We start from the raw sequence: 22,186 nt of genomic DNA, 5'->3' as shown, positions 1-22,186 counted from the left end.
CCTTCGCCGGTTCTCCGAGGACTTATGCAGCCGTCTCCGATGAGAGCGTGAGCGCCGGCCAAATTGCGATCCAGCGCCAGCGCTCGCTCGCATTGAGCGATGCCTTGAGCCACGCGTTTCGTGAATATTTGCACGAGGCCCAGATACACGTGTGCCAAAGCGTGGTTCGGCGCGAGCGATAGCGCTTTGGTTAAAGTCGCCTCGGCCGAGGTGAACCGTGCTGGGCGTCGCGGGGTCGCGGAGCAGGAGAACGTCTATCGCTTCACCGGCGCCGGCGGGCCGGCCACCTCGGCTCCCGCCGCCTCCTCCACCGGCTCCCGGTCTCCCGCCAGCACGCGCTGTACGGAGACAAAGAACACCGGAACCATCAGCAGCGCCAGGATCACCACCGCGATCATGCCGCCCATGACGCTGGTGCCGAGCGCCTGCTGGCTGGCGCCGCCGGCGCCGGTCGCGATCGCCATCGGCAAGACGCCGCAGACGAAGGCGAGGCCCGTCATCAGGATCGGGCGAAAGCGCAGCGAGCAGGCCTCCACCGTCGCCTCGACCAGCGGCCTGCCCTGGGCGCGCAGGTCCCTCGCAAACTCGATGATCAGGATGGCGTCCTTGGCCGCGAGGCCGATGATGGTGATCAGGCCGACGGTGAAATAGACGTCGTTGGGCAGGCCGCGCAGCATCGCGGCAATCACCGCGCCGAGAATGCCGAGCGGCACGGTCAGCAGCACCGCCAGCGGAATGGTCCAGCTTTCGTAGAGGGCGGCGAGCAGCAGGAACACCACCAGCACCGAGAGGCCGAGAAGGAACGGCGCCTGCGAGCCCGACAGCTTTTCCTGCAGCGACTGCCCGGTCCATTCGAACCCGAAGCCGCGCGGCAATTTGTTGGCGAGCCGTTCCATCTCGGCGATGGCGTCGCCGGAGGTGAAGCCCCTCTTCGCCTCGCCGCTGATGCGCACGGCGGGATAATAGTTGAAGCCGGCGATCTGGGTCGGGCCCTTCAACCATTCGACGGTGGCAAAGGCGGAGAACGGCACCAACTGGCCGCGGCTGTTCCTGACGTTGTAGTTGAGGATGTCGTCGGCGTTCATCCGGCTGGCGCGGTCGGCCTGCACGATCACGCGCTGCATCCGGCCGCGGTTCGGGAAATCGTTGACGTAGTTGGAGCCGAGATTGGTCGAGATGGTCTGGTTGATGTCCTCGAAGGTGACGCCGAAGGCGCCGGCCTTCTCGCGGTCGATCATCAGATTGACCTGCGGCGCCGCCGGCAGGCCTTCGACATAGACTTTCTGCAGCACCGGACTGGCGTTGGCCTCGGCGATCAGCCGGTCGGCGGCGGCGACCAGCGCCGGATAGCCTTTCTGTCCGCGATCCTGCAGGCGGAACGAAAAGCCGGAGGAGTTGCCGAGATTGTCGATCGGCGGCGGCTGCAGCGCCGAGATCCTGGCGTCGCGGATCAACGCGAGGTCGCGGTTGATGTCGGCGACGATCGCCGCAGCGGAATCCTTCGGTCCCCGCTCCGACCAGTCCTTCAGCGAAATGAAGGCCTGCGCGGTATTCACGCCCTGGCCAAGGAAGCTGAAGCCGGTCAGGAAGGTGACGTCCTCGACGCCGGCGCGCTCGCTGAGATATTTTTCCACCTTCTCGACCGCAGCCTCGGTGCGGGCGTAGGAGGAGTCGGACGGGGTCTGCACGTCGGTGGTGATGAAGCCTTGGTCGTCCACCGGCAGGAAGCCGCCGGGCAGTCGAATGAAGGCCCAGCCCAGCCCGATCAACAGCGCCGCGTAGATCAGCATCAGCCGCCCGGTGCGCTTGAGCGATCCCTTTACGGTACGCGTGTAGCCGCGGCGGCTGGAGTCGAGCAGGCGGTTGAACCAGCCGAACACGCCCTTGCGGGCATGGCCATGGCCGGCTTCGACGGGCTTCAACAGCGTGGCGCACAGCGCCGGCGTCAGCGACAGCGCCAGCAGCGCGGAGAACGCGATCGCCGACACCATGGTAACCGAGAACTGGCGGTAGATGATGCCGACCGACCCGGGGAAGAACGCCATCGGCACGAACACCGCGATCAGCACCAGCGTGATGCCGATGATGGCGCCTGTGATCTGCGACATCGCCTTGCGGGTGGCTTCCTTCGGCGACAGCCCCTCTTCCGCCATGATGCGCTCGACGTTCTCGACCACGACGATGGCGTCGTCGACGAGGATGCCGACCGCCAGCACCATGCCGAACATGGTCAGCATGTTGATCGAATAGCCGGCCAGCAGCAGGGTTGCGCAGGTGCCCAGTAGCGCCACCGGAACCACGATGGTCGGGATGATGGTGTAACGGATGTTCTGCAGGAACAGGAACATGACGACGAAGACCAGCACCACGGCTTCGACCAGCGTCATCAGCACCTTGTTGATCGAAGCCTTGACCACGGGCGTGATGTTGTAGGGGATTTCGTAGCCGATGTTGGTCGGGAAGAAGCGCGACAACTCCTTCATCTTGGCCTCGACCGCGCTCGCGGTCGCGAGCGCGTTTCCGGTCGGCGACAGCAGCACCGAAAGGCCCGCCGTCGGTTTGCCGTTAAGCCGCGTGTTGAACTGGTAGCTCAGGCCGCCGATCTCGATGCGGGCGACGTCGCGCAGCCGCACCGTCGATCCATCGGCATTGGCGCGCAGGGTGATGGCGCCGAATTCATCGGGCGAAGAGAGCTGGCCCTTGACCAGCACCAGCGCCGAAATCTTCTGTTCCGGCGTGCTCGGCTCCGCGCCGACGCTGCCGGAGGCGACCTGCGCGTTCTGGGCCGTTATCGCCTTGTTGACGTCGTCGGCGGTAAGGCGATAGCCGACGAGCTTTGCGGGATCGACCCAGATCCGCAGCGAGCGCTCGGTCGAATAGAGCGTGGCGCGGCCGACGCCGGGAATGCGCCGGATTTCGCCGAGCACGTTGCGGATCATGAAGTCGCCGAGGCCGATTTCGTCGAGGCTGCCGTCGGTCGAGTTCAACGTGATGATCTGCAGCACGGCGCTGGAGGCTTCTTCGACCAATATGCCCTGCTGGATGACGGCGCGTGGCAGCCGGGCCTCGACGCGCTTGAGGCGGTTCTGCACTTCCACCGAGGCCGCGCCGGTCTCGGTGCCCGGCACGAAGTTGGCGATGATTTCGACCTGCCCGAGCGAGTCGCTGGTGGATTCGAAATTGAGGATGCCGGAGGCGCCGTTGAGTTCCTCCTCGATCAGCCGCGTGACGCTGTTGTAGAGGTTCTCGGGCGACGCGCCGGGATAGCTGGTCGAAATCGAGATCGAGGGCGGCGCGATGATCGGATATTGCGCGACCGCCAGCAGCGGAATCGAGATCGCGCCGATCAGGCAGATGAAAAGCGCGACGACCCAGGCGAAGATCGGCCTGTCAATGAAGAAGCTCGGCATATCCTGGCCTCAGCGCGAGGCAGGAACAGCCTGGGCCGCCGGCTGTGCGCCAGCCGATGCGTCCGCATCGGCCCACGACTTCGGCCGGACCTTGTCGCCGGGCACGAACTTCTGGAATCCGTCGATGATGACGCGGTCGCCCTCCTTCAAGCCTTCGCTGATCAGCCACAGGCCGTCCTGAATCGCGCCGGTGCGAACCGGCTGCGCCGCGACGCGACCGTCGTCCTTGACGACATAGACTTCGCTTCCGCCGCCGGCATCGCGCTGGATCGCCTGCTGCGGCACGGCGATGGCGTCGGAGTCGATGCCCTGCTCGATCAGGACGCGAACATACATGCCCGGGAGCAGTTCGCGCTTCGGGTTGGCGAACTGCCCACGCAGCGTCACCTGGCCGGTAAAGGCGTCCACCTTCGCCTCGGAAAACAACAGCCTGCCCGAGATCGGGTAGACCGTTCCGTCGTCAAGCACGAGGCGGACCTTGGCCGCATCGGGCGAAATCCGGTCCAGATCGCCATTGTCGAACTTGCGGCGCAGCTTGTTCATCTCTGCGACCGATTGGGTGAAGTCGGCGTAGATCGGATCGAGCTGCTGGATGGTGGCAAGACTGGTGGTGTCATTCTCCACCACCAACGCACCCTCGCTCACCAGCGCCGCGCCGACCACGCCGCTGATCGGCGCCCGGATCGTCGCGTAGTCGAGATTGAGCCTGGCGCGCGCGACGTCGGCCTTGCGGCTACCGACTTCGGCCTCCGCCTGGCGCTGCGCCCCGACCGCCTTCTCGTTCTCCGCCTCGGGGGCGGCGCGCTGGCTTGTCAGCATCGCGATCCGGCGGGCGTGCTGCGTGGCCAGATCGAGCGCGGCCACCGCCTTGCCCAGCGCCGCCTCGCTCGCCTGCAACTCGACCTCGAACGGCTTGGGATCAATCCGGTAGAGCGGATCGCCGGCCTTCACCTCAGTGCCCTGTTGAAACAAGCGCTCGACAATGATCCCGGAGACGCGCGCACGAACTTCCGAGACGCGGGTCGGCGCGATCCGGCCGGGCAATTCGCGGATCAGGGCGCGCGCCTGCGGCCGCACCGTCAGGGTACCCACCTCAGGTTCGGCCGGCGCTGCCGCACCAGCGGCTATCGGTTCACTGCAGCCAGCCAGCAGCGGCGCCATCGCAGCCAGGATAAGGACGAGGCATGCCGATCGAGTACGAATTACTGACATTGGAAGTCTGACCCCAGATGAGTTGAAGCGCGAATTGAGCATTCGCGACGAAACGAGAATTCGCGACAAACGTCTGGCTGTTCTGTCTTGGTTGTTCGAATCCCGAATATGAACAAAGGATAAAGGGATCTTGTTGCGACGCAATATCGGGCGGCGGCGGCTCAATGTCACACGGCTTTATCGTTTTGATATTCATCATCTTTTGATGACTCACTCGATTGTGAGGGTGCGCCTTGCAAATGACGTAGCGCTTGATCCCGGCCAGCGGCAATCCAACCGAACAAGAAGGCGGCAAGCTGCAAAAAAGTAAGGCAGCGATGCGATGCGCTAACCCGCCGCCTTCAGCCGGTAATGGCTGACGCCCCATTCGCCGCCATCGGCATAGCCGAACATGACGGCGGTGGCGAGGAAGAACCAGCGCCAGCGTCGCATCCACAAGGCGGTCTCGCCGCCATAGACGCCGCGCAGCACGCGCTCGATCTCGTCGCGGTGGCTGTCGAAATTGTCCAGCCAGTCCTGCGCCGTGCGCTGGTAATGCGCGCCGCTCCAGCGCCATTCCTTTTCGACCGCAAACAAATCGGCGTATTGCCGGATCAGATGGTGGCTCGGCATCACGCCGCCGGTGAAGAAATGCCGCGCGATCCAGTCTTCGTCATCGGCGCGATCGAACAGATAGGTGCCGGCATGATGGGTGAAGACGTGCAGGAACAAGCGGCCATCCGGCTCGAGCCATGAGCGCGCCCGCGTCATCAGTTCGCGCCAGTTCATCATGTGCTCGAACATCTCGACGGAAACGATGCGGTCGAACCGGGCGGTGGGTGCGAACACGTTCATATCCGAGGTAACGACCCGCAGGTTGGTCAGGCCGCGCGTTGCCGCTTCGCCCTCAATATAGGCGCGCTGCGAATGCGAGTTGGAAACCGCCGTGACCGACGCATGCGGGAACTGCCGCGCCATCCAGAGCGACAGCGACCCCCAGCCGCAGCCGAGTTCGAGGATGGATTTTCCGTCGCCGAGGTCGGCATGGGCGACGGTCTGGCGCAGCGCCTCCTCCTCGGCCTCCTGCAAGGTCGAGTCCGGCTCGCGGTAGAAGCAGGACGAATATTTTCGGTGAGGTCCCAGCACGAGGGCGAAGAACGCCGCCGGCAGCTCGTAGTGCTGGGCGTTGGCCACGTCGGCATGTTCGGCAATGGCGCGCACCGCCATCAGGTCAGCGAACCGGGCATCGCTTTCCGCCGTCGCCGCGGCGAGCCTGGTGGCGGTGCGCGAACAAAGCCGACGGATCGCGGCGCGAATCAGAAGATCGGGCAGCGGCACGCGTTCGGCCGTGCCGACGATGGTGGACAGAAAGCTCACATGGCCTCGCCCTTTTCTTGAGCATGATCCTTTACTTGGCGCTCACGCGGCCCTCCGGGTCGGCCCGCGGCGGCAGTGGAAAGAACGGGCTGGTGCGCGACTGGTAGTCACGATAGCGATCGCCGCGCGAGCGCAGCATCTGCTCCTCCAGCGGCGGGATGCCGGTGACGTACACCAGGATCCAGTACATGAAGGCCGGCGCCAGCAGCGCGGCCCAGCCCCAGGGATAGGCGACGGCGTCGCCGATCGAGAGTGCGATCACCGGATAGGCCAGCCACCCGAACCATTCGAAGAAGTAATTCGGATGCCGCGACCAGCGCCACAGCCCGACATCGCAAACCCGGCCCTTGTTGGCTGGATTGGTTCTGAACGCCTTGAGCTGCGCGTCGGCTATCGCCTCTCCCGCAATGCCCACCAGCAGGATCATCGCGCCGAGAACATCCGCCAGCCGCAGCCCATCGCCGGGAAAGCGCGCCGCCACAAAGATCGCGAACACCAGCGGGATCGATCCCAGCGCCTGATTCTGCAGGAAGATGAACATCCTTCGCGGGGCGTCGGCGCCCCATTCCCTGGCATAGGCGGCATAACGCGGGTCGTCGGTGATCGCGGCGCTGCGGATCGCGATATGGACCCCGAGCCGCAGCGACCATATCGCAACCAGCGCCGCTACCAGCCATTGCCGGGCGCTGGGCTCCGCGCCTCCGACCGGCCACAATGCGCTGGCGACGCCGACCAGTCCCAGCGAAAAGGTCCAGATGGTATCGACCCAACCTGAATTGCCGGTTCGTTGCTGCATCACCCAGGCGCCCGCCATCAGGACGGCGAGCGAGATCGCGATGGCGGCCAGCGCTTGCAGATAAAGAACGGTCATGGAAATTCCCGGTTGGACATCGAACCGATACAAAATACGCTGATATCGAGGCCCGGTTTCATCAACAGGTTCCAGCCGGGTTGGCCCGAAACGGAGCTTCCTGCTTTTATCTCCGCCCGCTGTGCCATATTGTTTGTCAGCGCGGCTTTTCGCAACGGATGACACCCGCTTATGCCCTCAGGCCCCTCCTCCCGCTCGGAAATTGAAATCGAACTGAGCAAATTGTCCTCGCCCCGGATTTTCCTGGTGCGGATGCTGGTGTTCCTGGTGCTGTGCGCGTTGGTCATGGTCGTGCTCTACAAGCCGATCATCACCGCGTTCTTCGCCAATCCCGGCCTCAACGCGCTGATCGGCGCCGTGCTCCTGATCGGCATCATCCTGTCGTTCCGGCAGGTGGTCCGGCTCTATCCCGAAGTCGCCTGGGTCAACAATTTCCGCATCGCCGATCCCGGTCTGGCGATCGCGCGACGTCCGACGCTATTGGCGCCGATGGCGGCGATCCTCGGCGGCGAGCGCTCGGGACGAATGGCTATTTCCCAGCAAACCATGCGGCATTTGCTGGATTCGATCGCGACCCGGCTGGATGAAGCGCGCGACATTTCCCGCTACATGACCGGCCTGCTGGTGTTTCTCGGGCTGCTCGGCACGTTCTGGGGCCTGATTGAAACCGTCAGCTCGGTCGGCAAGGTGATCGACGGATTGAAGGTCGGCGGCGACGCCGGCTCCCTGTTCGACACCCTGAAAGAGGGGCTGGCAGCGCCGCTCAGCGGCATGGGAATTTCGTTCTCGTCGTCGCTGTTCGGCCTTGCCGGCTCGCTGATCCTGGGCTTCCTCGACCTGCAGTCGAGCCAGGCGCAGAACCGCTTCTATACCGACCTCGAAGACTGGCTCGCCTCCACGGTGCGCGAATATGCCGGCGACGGCGGACCCGGCCTTGGCGGAGAATTCCAGCAGGCAATGGACCGGCTTCGCGCCGTGGTCGAGGAGAGCGGCGGCAGCCGCAACACTTCCGCGGCGATGGCCAATCTCGCCGAGGCGATCCAGGGCCTGGTGGCGCATATGCGCACCGAGCAGCAGATGATCCGCGAATGGGCCGATGGCCAGGGCGAGCAGAGCCGCGAGATCAAGAAGCTGTTGGAGCAGATCGCCCGCCAGCCGGAAAAAGAGCTCACCAAGTCACTCGGAGACACAGATGGCCCTCGCCCGCGCAAGACGAAGTGAATCCGGCCTCAACTACTGGCCGGGGTTCGTCGACGCGCTCTCGACGCTGGTGCTGTCGATCGTGTTCCTGCTGTCGGTGTTCCTCGTCGTGCAGTTCTTTCTGTCGCAGGAGGTCACCGGCAAGGACAAGGCGCTGGAACAGCTCAACGCCAGGATCGCGCAGCTGAACGATCTGTTGTCGCTGGAAAAGCTCGGCAGGCTCTCGCTGGACGACCAGATCTCGCAACTGCGCGCCGGCCTCGCCTCCGCCGAGGGCGAGCGCGACCGCATCAAGGGGCTGTATGACGGCCTTGCCGGCGCCGGCAGCGACGCCCAGGGCCGCGCCAACGAACTGAACAAGGCGCTCGAATCCGAAAAGGGCGTCACCGCGCGCGCGCTCGCCCAGATCGAGGTGCTGAACCAGCAGATCAGCGCGCTGCGCCGCCAGCTCGCGGCGCTTGAGGAGGCGCTCGAGACCTCCGAGAAGCGCGACAGGGAATCGCAGGGACGCATCGCCGATCTCGGCCAGCGTCTCAACGTCGCGCTGGCGCAGCGGGTGCAGGAATTGTCGCGCTACCGCTCGGAATTCTTCGGCCGCCTTCGCGCCATCCTCGGCAACCGGCCGGACATCCGGATCGTCGGCGACCGCTTCGTGTTTCAGTCGGAAGTGTTCTTTGATACCGGCCAGGCGCTGCTGCTGCCCGAAGGCCGCGCCGAACTCGACAAGCTTGCTACCGCGCTGATCGATCTGGACAAGCAGATCCCCGGCGAGATCGCCTGGGTGCTGCGGGTGGACGGCCACACCGACATGCGGCCGATCAATTCGCCGCTGTTCAAGTCCAACTGGGAATTGTCGTCGGCCCGCGCCATTTCGGTGGTGCAGTACCTGGTTTCGCTCGGGGTGCCAGCGCAACGGCTGGTCGCCGCAGGCTTCGCCGAGTTCCAGCCGCTCGACGTCGCCCCGACCGACGAGGCCTACCGGCGCAACCGCCGGATCGAGCTGAAGCTGACGGAACGCTAAAGCGCGACGAGGATGAATCACCATCGCACTTCAGCTCTTTGTTTGAGCACGATCTTTTCGGAAAACCGCTTCACATCTTTCCGGACCGTGCTCTAGTGGCCGCGGATTTCACGCTCCGTTCCTATCGCGCCGACGACGAAGACGCGTCCATCGAGCTGTGGCGGCAAACCTGGCAGCGGACCTATCCCTCAATCGATTTCACCGCGCGCTTGGCGTGGTGGCGCGAGCGCTGGCGCAACGAGCTGGTGCCCAACGCCGCGATCATCGTCGCCGAACAGGCGGGAGCGCTGCTCGGCTTCGTGACCATTGACGGATCCGGCTATCTCGACCAGCTCGTGGTTCGCCCCGACCGCTGGGGCTCGAGCCTCGCCGGCGCCCTGGTGGATGAGGCCAAGCGCAGGTCTCCCGGCGGCATCACGCTGCACGTCAACAAGGACAATGCGCGCGCCATCCGCTTCTATCGGCGCAACAGCTTCATGGATGACGGCGAGGACGTGAACCCGACCTCGGGACGGCCGGTGTTGCGAATGACATGGCGGGCGTGACCTTGGTCACAGGCATGATCTGTTCGCCGCTCTACTGGTAGAGCGCGGGCCCGCGCCCCGGGCTCATGGCTACCAGCGGAGACGATCGATGACGCGATCCGGTTTGGCCCAGCGCACGGCGACGTTTGTGGTGATGATCGTCGCAGGATACTTCTTGGGGACCTATCTGGATCAACGCTACGCCGCACGCGACATCGAACAAGCCGTCGTAACGCACGATAGCTCGCAAATGGATCGTCCGGCGTGCGGCAGCCGACCCGCCGAGCCCGCCCGCAAACGGGCGTTGAACAAGGGATCGCCCGCCCTCCCCAACGACGACGGCTGAAGATTCAGATCCCTTCGAATTGCAGCCTCGCCAGCCTTGCGTACAGCCCGTTGGCGGCGACCAGCTCGGCATGGGTGCCCTGTTCGACGATGCGGCCCTGATCCATCACAAGGATGCGGTCGCAGGACAGCACGGTTGCGAGGCGATGGGCGATCACGAGCGTGGTGCGGTGGCGCATCAGCTGTTCCAGCGCGGTTTGCACCAGCGTCTCGCTCTCCGCATCCAGCGAAGACGTGGCCTCGTCGAGCAGCAACAATGGCGCGTCGCGAAGCACCGCGCGGGCGATCGCGATACGCTGGCGCTGGCCGCCGGACAGCGTGACGCCGCGCTCGCCGAGCGGCGCCTCGAAACCGCCCGGCAGGCGGCGCAGGAATTCGGTGGCGTGGGCGAGATCGGCGGCCCGCTCGACCTCGGCGTCGCTGGCGCCGGGCCGGCCGAAGCGAATGTTTTCGCGCGCGCTGGCCGCGAACACCACCGAGTCCTGCGGCACCAGCGCGATGCGCGAACGCACCTCGACCGGATCGGCCGACCTGATCGGCACGCCATCGAGCGCGATGGTGCCGCGGGCGGGATCGTAGAACCGCAGCAGCAGATGAAACAGCGTGCTTTTGCCGGCACCCGAGGGGCCGACGATCGCAACCTTTTCACCGGCCTTGACCGTCAGCGAAACATTGTCGATCGCGAGCGTGTCCGGCCGCGTCGGATAGGAAAAGCTGACCCCGTCAAAGCCGACGTCGCCGCGCGCCGGCCGCGGCAGCGCGACCGGCCGCGCCGGCGCGACAATCTGCGACTTCACGCGCAGGATCTCGAACAGCCGTTCGGCCGCGCCTGAGGCGGCCGAGACTTCGCCCCAGACCTCGCTGAGCTGGCCGAGCGCGGTCGCGGCGAACGCCGCATACAGCACGAACTGGCCGAGCCGGCCCGGCGTGATCGCGCCGGTCAGCACGTCGTGCGAGCCGACCCACAGGATCGCCACCACGCTGGAGAACACGATGAAGATGATGATCAGGGTCAGCACCGCGCGCGCCTGCGTCGAGCTGCGCGCCGCCTCATAGGCCGCCTCGACCTCGCCGCCGAAGCGGTCGGTGGCCAGCCGCTCGCTGGTATTGGCCTGCACGGTCCGGATCGCGCCGACCAGTTCGGAAGCATAGGCGCTGGCCTCCGCCAGCGTGTCCTGGGCGTTACGCGACAGCCGCCGCACCCAGCGCCCGAACGCCACCAGCGGCAGCACGATCAGCGGGATCGCCAGCAGCACGAAGCCGGAAAGCTTGGGGCTGGTGATCACCATCATGGCGCTGGCGCCGATGAACAGCATCATATTGCGCAGCGCGATCGACACCGAGGCGCCCACGGCGGACTTGATCTGGGTGGTGTCGGCCGTAAGCCGCGACACCAGTTCGCCCGAGCGCGCCGAATCGAAGAACGCGGGCGACAGCGACGTCAGGTGCGCGAACACGTCGCGCCTGAGATCGGCGACGATGCGCTCGCCGATCGTCATCACGAGGTAGTAGCGGGACGCGCTCGCCGCGGCCAGCACCGCGACCACCGCGATCATGACGCTGAAATAGCTGTTGATGAGGGCGATGCCCTCCGGGCTGAAGCCGAAATCGATCAGGCGCCTGACCGCGATCGGCACGATCAGCGTGGTGATCGCGGCGATCGTCAGCGCGATGAAGGCAAGCATCGCCCGGCCGCGATAGCGCGCGACATAGGGCGCCAGCGCCAGCAGCGGGCGGAGCCTGGCGCCGGTCCGGGCCGGCGACTGCGTCAGCTGGGCCTCGATCAGGGCCGCTTCCTCGAGCAGGGCATCGCGCCGCGGCGGCGTACCGCCGACCTCTTCAACCCGTTCCGCTGCGCTCATGAAATCCCGACCCGTTCTGCCGCTCCCAGATAGGCCCAGCGGCCCGGCCTGGCAAATCGGTGAGATTGGCGATCGCCGCGACACGTCGCTTGTTTTGGCGGTCCGCTTGCGCTATAGACCCGCCCAAATCCCGTACCCCCTGATATTTCGACGGGCGCAGGCGCGCCGAAGGATATGCCATGAAAGCCGAAATTCACCCGAACTATCATATGATTACGGTCGTAATGACCGACGGGACCGAGTACCAGACCCGCTCCACCTGGGGCAAGGAAGGCGACAAGTTGAATCTCGATATCGACTCCAAGTCGCATCCGGCCTGGACCGGCGGCTCGCAGCAGCTGCTCGACCGCGGCGGCCGCGTATCGCGCTTCCAGAAGAAATTCTCGGGCTTTCTCAAGAAGGACTGAGGGGCTTCGACGCTCTTTCACCTGCCCAAAAATACAAAACGCCCCGGTTTTGCCGGGGCGTTTTTTGGTGTCGTCATTCCGGTTTTTCACTATCGTCATTCCGGGGCGATGCAAAGCATCGAACCCGGAATGACGGATGCAACTACTGCTCGAACGCCGCCTTCAGACGGTTCATCTGCGGCACCAGCGGATTGCCGATCGGCGCACGTTCCGCCGGCGACGCATGGATCGTGGTGTCGAGCCGGCGCACCCGCGACTGCAGGCTCATCGAGCGCGCGATCAGATCCTGCAATGGCTGCGGCAGTTTGGCGATCATGTCCTCAGGTCCGGGTTCAGCGGCGGAGAGCTTGACCTTGGTCTTTTCGCGGTTGGCCTGGGTCAGCGTCATCTCGCCTTCCTTGACCGCGCGGTGCAGCAATAGCCAGGAGGCAAGCTGCATCAGGCGGGTGGTCAGCCGCATGCTTTCGGTTGCGTAAGTGATACTGACCGAGCGCTCGAGCGCCTTGGCGTCGGCGCGGCCGTCACCGTCGAGATAGGCGGCGGTCTCCTCGACCAGGTCCATGCCTTCCCGAAACAGGGTTTGGAAAGCTGCGGAATTTGTCAGTCGCTCGCTGAACAACACGAGCGCGGATTCGCTATGCGAACGGTCCGCCATGATTAACGCCCCTCACGCCACTGGATACTGACCGGCTTTGGACCCCGGTTTATGATGAACAAATCATTGCGCGGGTGCGGGCGAGAGTCCAGCAGCAACCGGATTTATGGTTTCCAGCCGTGGCGGGAAAAAAAGAGCCGCCGTTTCCGGCGGCTTTGAAGTTGATAACAGGGAGGCGTCAAACAGAGTGGACAGGAGCCACTCGGTGTCCAAACGAGGACAAAGAGAGTCATAAACGAGAAAGCTTAATTGATCGTAAACAACGGATTTTCTTCAGGCCTCGGCGACCATCGGCCAATGGCCGAATTTTGTCTCCCACAACGCTACGGCTTGAAAAAGCTGTTCGCGGCGTCCTTTGAGGCGCGCTTCTTCGTCATGGCGGCGTCGAGCCGCACGATCTCCTGCTTCAGCAGCGCGATGCGCTCGGCCAGTTCCTCGACCGACAGCAGCGACAGATCCTGGCCGATGTCGTGGGTGATCTTCTTCCGCGGCTTGTCGTCATCCTCGATCGCCATGCGCTTCCCTCCTCCCGGCGGCTCCGAAAGACCCCGGCGATCCCCTGCAAGCGGTTGCCAGCCGGAGCCGGGCTGGCTAATCAGGGGCGCATTCAAATTCCCGCATTTCGCTAGGACAAATCATGGAAAAGCTGCCCGCGCAAATGACCGTCATCGGTATCAGCAAGCCCGGCGGCCCCGAAGTGCTGTTGCCGGAAACCCGCGCCGTGCCCGTTCCCGGTCCGGGGGAAATCCTGGTCAAGGTGATGGCCGCGGGCGTCAACCGTCCCGACATTGCGCAGCGCTCCGGCGCCTACCCGCCGCCGCCCGGCGCCAGCGACCTGCCCGGCCTTGAGATCGCGGGCGAAGTGGTCGCGCTCGGCGCGGGCGCAAGCAGGCATAAACTCGGCGACAAGGTGATGTCGCTGGTCGCGGGCGGCGGCTACGCCCAGTACTGCATCGCGCAGGACGCCCAGGCGATGGCGGTGCCGCCGTCGCTGTCGATCCAGCAAGCCGGCGCGATTCCGGAAACGCTGATGACGGTGTGGCACAACGTGTTCGAGCGCGGCGGGCTGAAGCCCGGCGAAACACTGCTGATCCATGGCGGCTCATCCGGTATCGGCACCATGGCGATCCAGCTCGCCAAGGCGTTCGGCGCCAAGGTGATCGTCACCGTCGGATCGCAGGCCAAGATCGACGCCTGCCTCAAGCTCGGCGCCGACCGCGCGATCAACTATAAGACGGAGGACTTCGTCGCCGTCGTCAAGGCGGAAACCAAGGATGCGGGCGCCGACCTGATCCTCGACATGGTTGCCGGCGACTATGTCGATCGCAACTACGACGCTGCGGCGATCAACGGCCGTATTGTGCAGATTGCGACGCTGAACGGACCGAAGGTCACGGTCAACATCGCCAAGGTCATGGTGAAGCGGTTGACTCACACCGGCTCCACGCTGCGCCCGCGTAGTAACGCCGACAAGGCGGCGATGGTCGCGGCGATCGAGGCGAAAGTGATGCCGCTGTTGCGCGATGGGCGGGTCAAACCGCTGATGGACAGCAGCTTCCCGCTGGAAAAAGCCGCGGATGCGCACCGGCGCATGGAGACCAGCGAACATATTGGCAAAATTGTGTTGGCGGTCTAACGGTCGCGCGCGAAGCAAGGCGGAAAGCCTTTGATTCGCTTCGCTTTCATGTCATTTATCGCGCGTCGTCGGACCCGCGCCGGGACCGGGCGTATCGTCGATTGCGGAGTAGGATATTGCGAGTGATCAGGTGTCTTGCGCCGCTCGCGCTCGGCCTCATGGTTATTGCGACCGCGCCGGCGGCGCAGGCCATCGACGCCGTCAGCGTCCGCAGCGACGCGCCCGCGATCGACCTGACCGCGGTACTCGATCACCAGCGCAGCGAAACGGACCGCATCCAGGTTTCCACCGCGCCGGGGACCGACGGCATCGTTCGCCGCATCGAGGTTCGCGCCCGCGAGGGCGGACTGAACTGGGTGGTGTTTGCGCTCGCCAACAACACCGACGACCAACTCGACCGCCTGATCGTCGCGCCGCATTACCGGATCGTGTCCTCGGGGCTGCTGTGGCCCGATCTCGGCCTGTCGCGCATCGCAACCATCACGCCCTCCACCGGCGATCGCCCCGAGCGGCAGGACAGCGCCACCGCGGATATCTTCCGCATCACGCTCGATCCCGGCTCCGTCGTCACCTTCGTGGCCGAACTGCGGACCGATAAACTGCCGCAGCTCTATCTGTGGGAGCCGGACGCCTACAAGGACAAGGTCAACTCGTTCACCCTCTACCAGGGCATCGTCATCGGCATTTCAGGCCTGCTGGCGCTCGTGCTCACCATTCTGTTCGTGGTCAAGGGCAGCATCATGTTTCCGGCCGCGGCCGCGCTGGCCTGGGCGGTGCTGGTCTATATCGGCATCGATTTCGGCTTCTGGGGCAAGGTGCTCGACATGTCCAACAACGCCGAGCGCGTGTGGCGCGCGGCCGGCGAAGCGATCCTGGCGGCGACGCTGCTGGTGTTCCTGTTCGCCTATCTCAACCTGAGCCGATGGCATGTACGATATTCCCACATCACCCTCGGCTGGCTGACCTTCCTGGGCTCGCTGGTGGCGCTGGCGCTGTACGATCCGGCGGCCGCCTCGGGCATTGCGCGCATGTCGCTGGTGTTGATCGCGTTCGCGGGCTTCGCGCTCATCGTCTATCTGTCGACCCACGGCTTCGATCGCGCCGTGCTGCTGATCCCGACCTGGTTCCTGCTGGTGGTCTGGGTGATCGCCGCCGGCATGGCCGTCGGCGGCAGCGTCACCAACGACATTGTCGGCCCGGCGCTGCTCGGCGGCCTCGTGCTGATCGTGATGCTGATCGGGTTCACCGTCATGCAGCACGCCTTTGCCGGCGGCGGCGCGACCACGGGCATCGTCTCCGACATCGAGCGCCGGGCGCTGGCGCTGACCGGCTCCGGCGACCTGATCTGGGACTGGGACGTCTCCGCCGACAAGGTGTTCACCAGCCCGGAAACCGAGAGCCTGCTCGGCCTCAAGCGCGGCACGCTGGAAGGCCCGGCGGCGAAATGGCTCGAAGTGCTGCACCCGCTCGACCAGGACCGCTTCCGCGCCGCGCTCGACAGCGTGCTTGACCAGCGCCGCGGCCGGCTGGTGCAGGATTTCCGCCTGCGCACGCCCGACGGCCACTTCATGTGGTTCGCGCTCAAGGCGCGGCCCGTGGTCGGCTCCGACGGCGAGGTTTCGCGCGTGGTCGGCACGCTGACCGACGTCACCGAAATCAAGAACGCCGAAGAGCGCATGCTGCACGATTCCGTGCATGACAACCTCACCGGCCTGCCGAACCGCAAATTGTTCATCGACCGGCTCGGCGCGGTGGCGAATTTCGCCAAGACCATGCCGAACCTGCGGCCGACGCTGATGATGATCGACCTCGATCGCTTCAAGCAGGTCAACGATTCCGTCGGCATCGCCGTCGGCGATTCGATCCTGCTGACGCTGGCGCGGCGGCTGACGCGGATTCTGAAACCCCAGGACACGCTGGCGCGGCTTGCCGGCGACCAGTTCGGCCTGCTGCTGATGTCGGAGCAGGACCCGGCGCGCATCACCGCGTTCGCCGAAACCATCCGCAAGACCATCCGCGCGCCGATCGCCTTCAACGACCGCGAGATCTTCCTGACCGCCTCGATCGGGCTGGCGCTGTCGGACCCGCAGACGCCATTGTCCGACGAGATCATCAAGGACGCCGAGCTTGCGATGTATCACTCCAAGCGCATCGGCGGCGACCGCATCGACGTCTACAAGCCCGCGATGCGCGCCCGCAAGACCGACCGCCTGACGCTGGAGAGCGAACTGCGCCGCGCCATCGAGCGGCAGGAAATCACCATTCTCTACCAGCCGATCGTGCGGCTGGAAGATCGCTCGATCGCCGGCTTCGAGGCGCTGGCGCGCTGGGATCATCCCAAGCTCGGCCGGATGTCGCCCTCCGAATTCATCGGCATCGCCGAGGAAATCGGCCTGATCGTCGATCTCGGCCTGTTCGTGATGGACCAGACCGCGCGGCAACTGGCGATCTGGCAGCGCGCGATGCGATCGCGCGAGCCGATCTTTGCCTCGGTCAACGTCTCCTCGCGGCAGTTGCTGCGGCACGATCTGATCCACGACATCCGCACCGTGCTGTCGCGCTCCTCGGTGGCGCGCGGCACGCTGAAGCTGGAACTGACGGAATCGCTGGTGATGGAGAATCCGGAGCACGCCGCGCAGATGCTGACGCGAATCCGCGAACTCGGCACCGGACTGTCGCTGGACGATTTCGGCACCGGCCATTCCTCGCTGTCCTATCTGCAGCGGTTCCCCTTCGACACCATCAAGATCGACCAGTCCTTTGTGCGCACCACCAGCCGCGGCACCCGGCCGGTGATCCTCAAATCGATCATCGCGATGGCCCATGACCTCGGCATGGACGTGGTCGCCGAGGGCGCGGAGACGGACTCGGACGCGGTCGAGCTCTATCAGCTCGGCTGCGAATACGCGCAAGGCTTCGCCTTCGGCGAGCCGATGGACGCCGACGCCGCGATGCGGCTGTTGACCGAGGAGCGGCTGGAGTCGGCGGGTTAGCCGCGTTTGGGTATCCGCTTGAACTTGACGCTGACGCCGTCGGCCTGCCGGGTCGCGATGTAGCCGGCGGCAAGGCAGGCCTCGCGCTGCGGCATCTTCTCCTGCGGACTGCGCTCGGTTTCCCACCATGACGCCCGCTGGGCGGCGCGCGGCAGCGCGGCGTCGATGATCGCCTCGATCTGTTCGAAGCTCAGCACGAATTCAGGAAGCTTCTGTTTTCTGAGATAGTCCCGCAGCAGGTCGTAATCGTTCACCCGTATCCCCAATCGGCGATTTGCCAAAGACCGAAGCGCCCTTGCGATGGTCGCTCGAGATTCCGGGTCCGCGCTATGCGCGCCCCGGAATGACGAAAGCAGCGCGTCGCGCTGCTCCCGTCACTTCTCCAGATATTTGTTCATCTCGCTGCGCAAACCCTCGCGCAACTCGGGGCGGGCCATGCCATAGGCGATGTTGGCGCGCAGGAAGCCGGGCTTCGAGCCGCAATCGTGCCGCTCGCCCGCGAATTCGACGCCATAAAAGCGCTGCGTACCGGCGAGCACCCTCATCGCGTCGGTGAGCTGGATCTCGCCGCCGGCGCCACGCTCCTGGGTTTCGAGAATCCTGAAGATTTCCGGCTGCAGGATGTAGCGTCCGGTGATCGAGAGGTTGGAAGGCGCGGTGCCTTTCGGCGGCTTCTCCACCATGCCGTCAACCTCGAACATGTTGCCGGCCAGACGCTTGCCGACACCGCAGATGCCGTATTGATGGGTGAGATCGTCAGGCACCGCCTCCACCGCGAGCAAATTTGATTTCTCGCCGAGCCTGGCCGCCGCCTCGATCATCTGCTTCAGGCAACCCGGGCTGTTGAGCACCAGTTCGTCCGGCAGCAGCACGGCGAACGGCTCGTCGCCGACGATATCGCGCGCGCACCAGACCGCATGGCCGAGACCAAGCGGCGCCTGCTGGCGGGTGAAGCTCATGGCGCCGGCCTCGGGCTGGTCGCGCGCCAGTATCTCCTGCTCGGCCTTCTTGCCGCGCGCGGCCAGCGTGGCGTCGAGTTCGAACATGCGGTCGAAATGATCCTCGATCACGCCCTTGTTGCGCCCGGTGACAAAGACGAAATGCTCGATGCCGGCTTCCCTGGCTTCGTCGACCACATACTGGATCAGCGGCCTGTCGACGATGGTCAGCATCTCCTTGGGCATCGCCTTGGTGGCGGGCAGGACGCGGGTGCCGAGACCGGCGACCGGAAAGACGGCTTTGCGGATTTTCATGGCGATGTCGGGAGCCCTTGGAAGATGAAGAGTTGCGGAACACGAAAAGTCTTGATCGCACGTTGGTAACCGGTTTGCATCCGGGAACAAAGGCGGATGTATGGTCACCATTGTTTCGCCTACCCCCTGGCGGAAGAGGGGCGCGACAACAAAATACCGGCTCTGTTAAGCCGATGGCAATCGTGGCAAGGCGTTCTCGAAGGGCGAACCACGGGACGGATGGACAGGACATGGGTGCGAAGGAACCGGCGATAACTAGACCGGCCTGCGCGGCGATCGTCGCGGTCGCGCTGCTATGTCTCAGCCGGCTTGTCTCTGTCGAGCCGGCCCAGGCCCAATCCGCCGGCAGCGACGGCATTTCGAACTTCCTCGGCAACATCTTTTCGGGCCAGAAATCCGCTCCCGCGCCGCAGGCCGCGCAAGGCACGGAGGGCGGACCGCCCGCGCCGCCGCCCTGGAGCGGCGAGGATGGCGCCTCCGGCCATCCGCTGATGACCGCAAGCGCGATCCGGCAGGCGGCGGCGAACTTTCCCAACTGCGTCGCCGCGATGTGGCCTGACGCCGCGCGCCGCAACGTCACGCAGCAGAACTTCGAGCGCTTCACCGCGGGGCTCACCCCCGATCTGCGGATCATGGACCTGATGGATTCGCAGCCTGAATTCACCAAGGCGATCTGGGACTATCTCGACATCCTCGTGAACGAGAACCGCCTCGCCAAGGGCCGCGAGATTCTCGCCCGCTACAAGCCGCAGTTCGACGCGATGGAGAAAGCGTATGGTGTCGACCGCCATGCCATCGCCTCGATCTGGGGAATCGAATCCAACTACTCCACGCAAATGGGCGACCGCAGCGTGCTGAACTCCACCGCGACCCTCGCCTGCGTCGGCCGCCGCCAGGCCTACTTCAAGGATGAGTTCCTCACCGCGCTCGAGATCCTCAACCGCGGCGATCTGCGGCCCGAGCAAATGCGCGGCTCCTGGGCCGGGGCGTTCGGGCCGACGCAGTTCATGCCCACTTCGTTCAAACGCTATGCCGTGGACGCCGACGGCGACGGCCGCCGCGACGTCGTCGACAACGTCGCCGACCTGATTGCCTCGACCGCCAACAACCTGCGGAAGGACGGCTGGCAAAGCGGACAGAGCTGGGGTTACGAGGTGATGCTGCCGCAGGGCTTCAACTTCATGCTGGCGGACAAGGCAAAGGCGATGACGATCGCGCAATGGCAGGGCCAGGGCCTGACGCGCGCCGATGGCAGGCCGTTCCCGAACCCGGCCGAAAAGGCCTACCTGCTGGCGCCGGCGGGGGCCAGGGGCCCGGGTTTCCTGATGCTGCAGAACTTTCGCGTCATCATGAAATACAACCCGGCGGAGGCCTATGCGCTGGCGATCGGCCACTTCGCCGACCGCCTGCGCGGCGACCCGCCCTTGGTGCAACCATGGCCGCGTCAGGAACGGGTGCTGTCGCGGGCCGAGCGGCTGGAACTGCAGCAATTGCTGGCCCAGCGCGGCCTCTACAAGGCCGCGCCGGACGGCCAGTTTGGCGGGCAGACCCGGGAGGCGCTGCGCGGCTTCCAGGCTTCCATCGGGGTGCCGGCGGACGGCTTTGCCTCCTACGAGGTCCTGGAGCGGCTCCGGGGGCGGTAAAACTCGTCTTTCAGGCGTGAAAGTCACCCCGAAACGCCCGATTCAGGATAAGATTTGACAAGACCTTGCAGCCCCGGTTCATGGCACCGAAATTCGCCCGCTTGCAGCCTGATTCCGCTATTATAATTGCTAACCCCAGAGCCATTGCGACCGAGCCGGATGCGAAAGCCAACTTCCTTTCTGAGCGTGTTCACCGAGCCGGGCCCACTGGTGGCGCTGGTGGTCGCGATCGCGCTCCTGGTCGGGATCGTCGGCCCCGCTTCGGCGCAATTCTTCAATTTCGGTTTCGGCGGTCCGCCGCAGCGGCAAGCGCCACAGCGCGGCGGCGGCTGGTTTGGCGGCGATTTCTTCACCCCGTTCCAGCAACCCCCGCCGCAGGCGCCGCGCCAGGATTTCTCCCGCGCGCCTGCCCCCGCCAAGCGTGACACGGTGCCGGAACGGAACGTGCTGGTGCTGGGTGACGCCATGGCCGACTGGCTCGCCTACGGCCTCGAAGATACCTACCTCGACCAGCCCGACATGGGCGTGATCCGCAAGCACAAGACCGTATCCGGCCTGATCAAATATCAGCCGCGCGGCGAGCCGGCTGACTGGATTGCCGCCGCCCGCGGCATTCTCGCCAATGAGAAGCCGGATGCCATCGTCGTCATGCTCGGCCTCAACGACCGCCAGGCGATCCGCGAGCCGGTCCCCGAGAAGAAGAGCGACAAGAAGGACGAGAAGAAGGACGCGCGCAGCAAGCCGGGCGATGCCAAACCAGGCGACACCAAGCCGAGTGAAGCCAAGCCAAAGCCGGAGGCTTCGGCCGACGCGGCTAAGGCCGATGATGCGGAGGACGATGCGGCCGACAACGACACGCCGCAGAGCGCGCCGGACAAGACCGCGCGCGCGCCGGGCGGCGGCCTCAACGAGTTTCGCGACGAGCGCTGGGTCGAACTCTACAGCAAGAAGATCGAGGAAATGATCGTCGTGCTGAAGAGCAAGGGCGTGCCGGTGCTGTGGGTCGGCCTGCCCGCGATACGCGGCCAGAAGGGGACGGCAGACATGCTGTACCTCAACGCGCTGTATCGTGACGCGGCCGGCAAGGCCGGCATCACCTATGTCGATGTCTGGGACGGCTTTGTCGATGAATCCGGCCGCTTCCTGCAGAAGGGTCCCGATTTCGAAGGCCAGAACCGCCAACTCCGCACCGCCGACGGCGTCTTCTTCACCAAGCCCGGCGCGCGCAAGCTGGCGCACTATGTCGAGCGCGAGGTGACGCGCCTGCTCGCCTCCCGCTCCGGCGTCATCGCGGTGCCGATCGAACCGACGACGCCCGATGCCAGTGCCGTTCCCGGACAGCCCGCGCCGCGGCCATTGGCTGGACCGATCCTGCCGCTGGTGGCCTCCTCGGTCGGCACCGATCAATTGCTCGGCGGTCCGGGTTCACGCCCGGCCGCGGTCGATGCGCTTGCCGCGCGGACGCTGGTGAAGGGTGAACCGCTGGCGCCCCCGGCCGGCCGCGCCGATGATTTCATCTGGCCGCGCCGCGAAATCGGCCGCGAGCCGGCCAGGGGCGACACGCCGGTCGCCGCTTCGTCGCCGGGCGGAACGACGGCGGTGGCGCCCGGAACGCAGAAGCAATTGTTGCTTCCGGCGCCGCAACCGCTGCAACAGCAGCAGCGGAGGCCGCAGCCGTTGCAGCCGCAGATTCAAGTCCGCCCTGCCCAGACCGGGCCGCCGACGCTGCGCGAGTTCTTCGGTTTCGGCGCCGCGCCGCGGCCGCCGGCGCCGGCCCCATCCGCCGCGCCGCCGCGCG

Annotated in this window: 19 protein-coding genes; 9 read left to right on the top strand and 10 right to left on the bottom strand. The window is 65.3% G+C overall.

What is annotated here, in order from left to right:
* Positions 1 to 254 precede the first annotated feature (254 nt).
* Genes Q0D31_RS18965 through Q0D31_RS18945 form a run of 5 tightly spaced genes read right to left on the bottom strand, consistent with a single transcriptional unit; the run spans position 255 to position 6,849 of the window.
* A complete protein-coding gene (locus tag Q0D31_RS18965) occupies positions 255 to 3,410 on the bottom strand; it encodes a multidrug efflux RND transporter permease subunit (RefSeq protein WP_291854408.1) in 3,156 nt (1,051 codons plus the stop codon).
* Positions 3,411 to 3,419: 9 nt separating this feature from the next.
* The gene (locus Q0D31_RS18960; RefSeq protein WP_291854406.1) at positions 3,420 to 4,622 is read right to left on the bottom strand and encodes an efflux RND transporter periplasmic adaptor subunit; all 1,203 of its coding nucleotides are present in this window, start codon (positions 4,620 to 4,622) and stop codon (positions 3,420 to 3,422) included.
* A complete protein-coding gene (locus Q0D31_RS18955; RefSeq protein ID WP_291854602.1) occupies positions 4,543 to 4,989 on the bottom strand; it encodes a hypothetical protein in 447 nt (148 codons plus the stop codon). The genes Q0D31_RS18960 and Q0D31_RS18955 overlap by 80 nt, the downstream gene beginning before the upstream one ends.
* Positions 4,950 to 5,978, bottom strand: coding sequence for a cyclopropane-fatty-acyl-phospholipid synthase family protein (locus Q0D31_RS18950; protein WP_291854404.1), 1,029 nt, complete (start codon positions 5,976 to 5,978; stop codon positions 4,950 to 4,952). The genes Q0D31_RS18955 and Q0D31_RS18950 overlap by 40 nt, the downstream gene beginning before the upstream one ends.
* Positions 5,979 to 6,009: 31 nt before the next feature.
* Entirely contained in the window at positions 6,010 to 6,849 is an 840-nt protein-coding gene (locus Q0D31_RS18945; protein ID WP_291854402.1) for a DUF1295 domain-containing protein, read from the bottom strand.
* A 171-nt stretch (positions 6,850 to 7,020) separates the two neighbouring features.
* Here Q0D31_RS18945 and Q0D31_RS18940 point away from each other — a divergent pair, with 171 nt between their 5' ends.
* From Q0D31_RS18940 to Q0D31_RS18925, 4 genes are all read left to right on the top strand, one after another.
* On the top strand, positions 7,021 to 8,070 hold the full coding sequence (locus tag Q0D31_RS18940; protein WP_291854400.1) for a flagellar motor protein MotA: 1,050 nt from the start codon (positions 7,021 to 7,023) through the stop codon (positions 8,068 to 8,070).
* Positions 8,042 to 9,070 carry a peptidoglycan -binding protein gene (locus Q0D31_RS18935; RefSeq protein WP_291854398.1) on the top strand — a complete coding sequence of 343 codons (1,029 nt, stop codon included), beginning with the start codon at positions 8,042 to 8,044 and terminating at the stop codon, positions 9,068 to 9,070. Before Q0D31_RS18940 ends, Q0D31_RS18935 begins: the two co-directional genes overlap by 29 nt.
* A 95-nt stretch (positions 9,071 to 9,165) precedes the next feature.
* Positions 9,166 to 9,615 (top strand): GNAT family N-acetyltransferase, encoded by a 450-nt coding sequence (locus tag Q0D31_RS18930; RefSeq protein ID WP_291854396.1) that lies wholly within the window; start codon positions 9,166 to 9,168, stop codon positions 9,613 to 9,615.
* An 88-nt stretch (positions 9,616 to 9,703) separates the two neighbouring features.
* Positions 9,704 to 9,940, top strand: coding sequence for a hypothetical protein (locus Q0D31_RS18925; protein ID WP_291854393.1), 237 nt, complete (start codon positions 9,704 to 9,706; stop codon positions 9,938 to 9,940).
* Between the two features lie 4 nt (positions 9,941 to 9,944).
* On the opposite strand, the gene Q0D31_RS18920 is transcribed toward Q0D31_RS18925, so the two are convergent.
* The gene (locus tag Q0D31_RS18920) at positions 9,945 to 11,801 is read right to left on the bottom strand and encodes an ABC transporter transmembrane domain-containing protein (RefSeq protein ID WP_291854391.1); all 1,857 of its coding nucleotides are present in this window, start codon (positions 11,799 to 11,801) and stop codon (positions 9,945 to 9,947) included.
* Between the two features lie 179 nt (positions 11,802 to 11,980).
* On the opposite strand from Q0D31_RS18920, the gene rpmE reads away from it, so the two are divergent.
* Complete coding sequence (gene rpmE / locus Q0D31_RS18915; protein WP_291854389.1) at positions 11,981 to 12,208, top strand: 50S ribosomal protein L31; 228 nt, start codon at positions 11,981 to 11,983, stop codon at positions 12,206 to 12,208.
* A 142-nt stretch (positions 12,209 to 12,350) separates the two neighbouring features.
* Here the strand turns inward: rpmE and Q0D31_RS18910 are convergent, their stop codons facing one another.
* A complete protein-coding gene (locus Q0D31_RS18910) occupies positions 12,351 to 12,863 on the bottom strand; it encodes a DUF1465 family protein (RefSeq protein WP_291854387.1) in 513 nt (170 codons plus the stop codon).
* A 323-nt stretch (positions 12,864 to 13,186) separates the two neighbouring features.
* Positions 13,187 to 13,378 (bottom strand): DUF1192 domain-containing protein, encoded by a 192-nt coding sequence (locus Q0D31_RS18905; RefSeq protein ID WP_291854385.1) that lies wholly within the window; start codon positions 13,376 to 13,378, stop codon positions 13,187 to 13,189.
* A gap of 122 nt (positions 13,379 to 13,500) precedes the next feature.
* Here Q0D31_RS18905 and Q0D31_RS18900 point away from each other — a divergent pair, with 122 nt between their 5' ends.
* Positions 13,501 to 14,499 (top strand): NAD(P)H-quinone oxidoreductase, encoded by a 999-nt coding sequence (locus tag Q0D31_RS18900; RefSeq protein WP_291854383.1) that lies wholly within the window; start codon positions 13,501 to 13,503, stop codon positions 14,497 to 14,499.
* Positions 14,500 to 14,615: 116 nt separating this feature from the next.
* Entirely contained in the window at positions 14,616 to 17,492 is a 2,877-nt protein-coding gene (locus tag Q0D31_RS18895; protein WP_291854381.1) for an EAL domain-containing protein, read from the top strand.
* Here the strand turns inward: Q0D31_RS18895 and Q0D31_RS18890 are convergent.
* Positions 17,489 to 17,746 carry a hypothetical protein gene (locus Q0D31_RS18890; RefSeq protein WP_291854379.1) on the bottom strand — a complete coding sequence of 86 codons (258 nt, stop codon included), beginning with the start codon at positions 17,744 to 17,746 and terminating at the stop codon, positions 17,489 to 17,491. The two genes, Q0D31_RS18895 and Q0D31_RS18890, sit on opposite strands and share 4 nt — an antisense overlap.
* 120 nt (positions 17,747 to 17,866) lie before the next feature.
* The gene (locus tag Q0D31_RS18885) at positions 17,867 to 18,745 is read right to left on the bottom strand and encodes a UTP--glucose-1-phosphate uridylyltransferase (RefSeq protein WP_291854377.1); all 879 of its coding nucleotides are present in this window, start codon (positions 18,743 to 18,745) and stop codon (positions 17,867 to 17,869) included.
* Positions 18,746 to 18,975: 230 nt separating this feature from the next.
* Here Q0D31_RS18885 and Q0D31_RS18880 point away from each other — a divergent pair, with 230 nt between their 5' ends.
* Positions 18,976 to 20,388: a lytic murein transglycosylase gene (locus Q0D31_RS18880; RefSeq protein WP_291854375.1), complete on the top strand. Its 1,413-nt coding sequence runs from the start codon at positions 18,976 to 18,978 to the stop codon at positions 20,386 to 20,388.
* A 159-nt stretch (positions 20,389 to 20,547) separates the two neighbouring features.
* Positions 20,548 to 22,186, top strand: a 1,639-nt coding sequence (locus Q0D31_RS18875) for an SGNH family hydrolase (protein WP_291854373.1), incomplete at its 3' end; no start/stop codon positions are given.

It is taken from the genome of Bradyrhizobium sp., assembly GCF_022844465.1.
In the GTDB taxonomy this organism is placed as follows: Bacteria; Pseudomonadota; Alphaproteobacteria; order Rhizobiales; family Xanthobacteraceae; genus Bradyrhizobium.
This window is presented reverse-complemented; position numbering and strand designations above follow the sequence as displayed.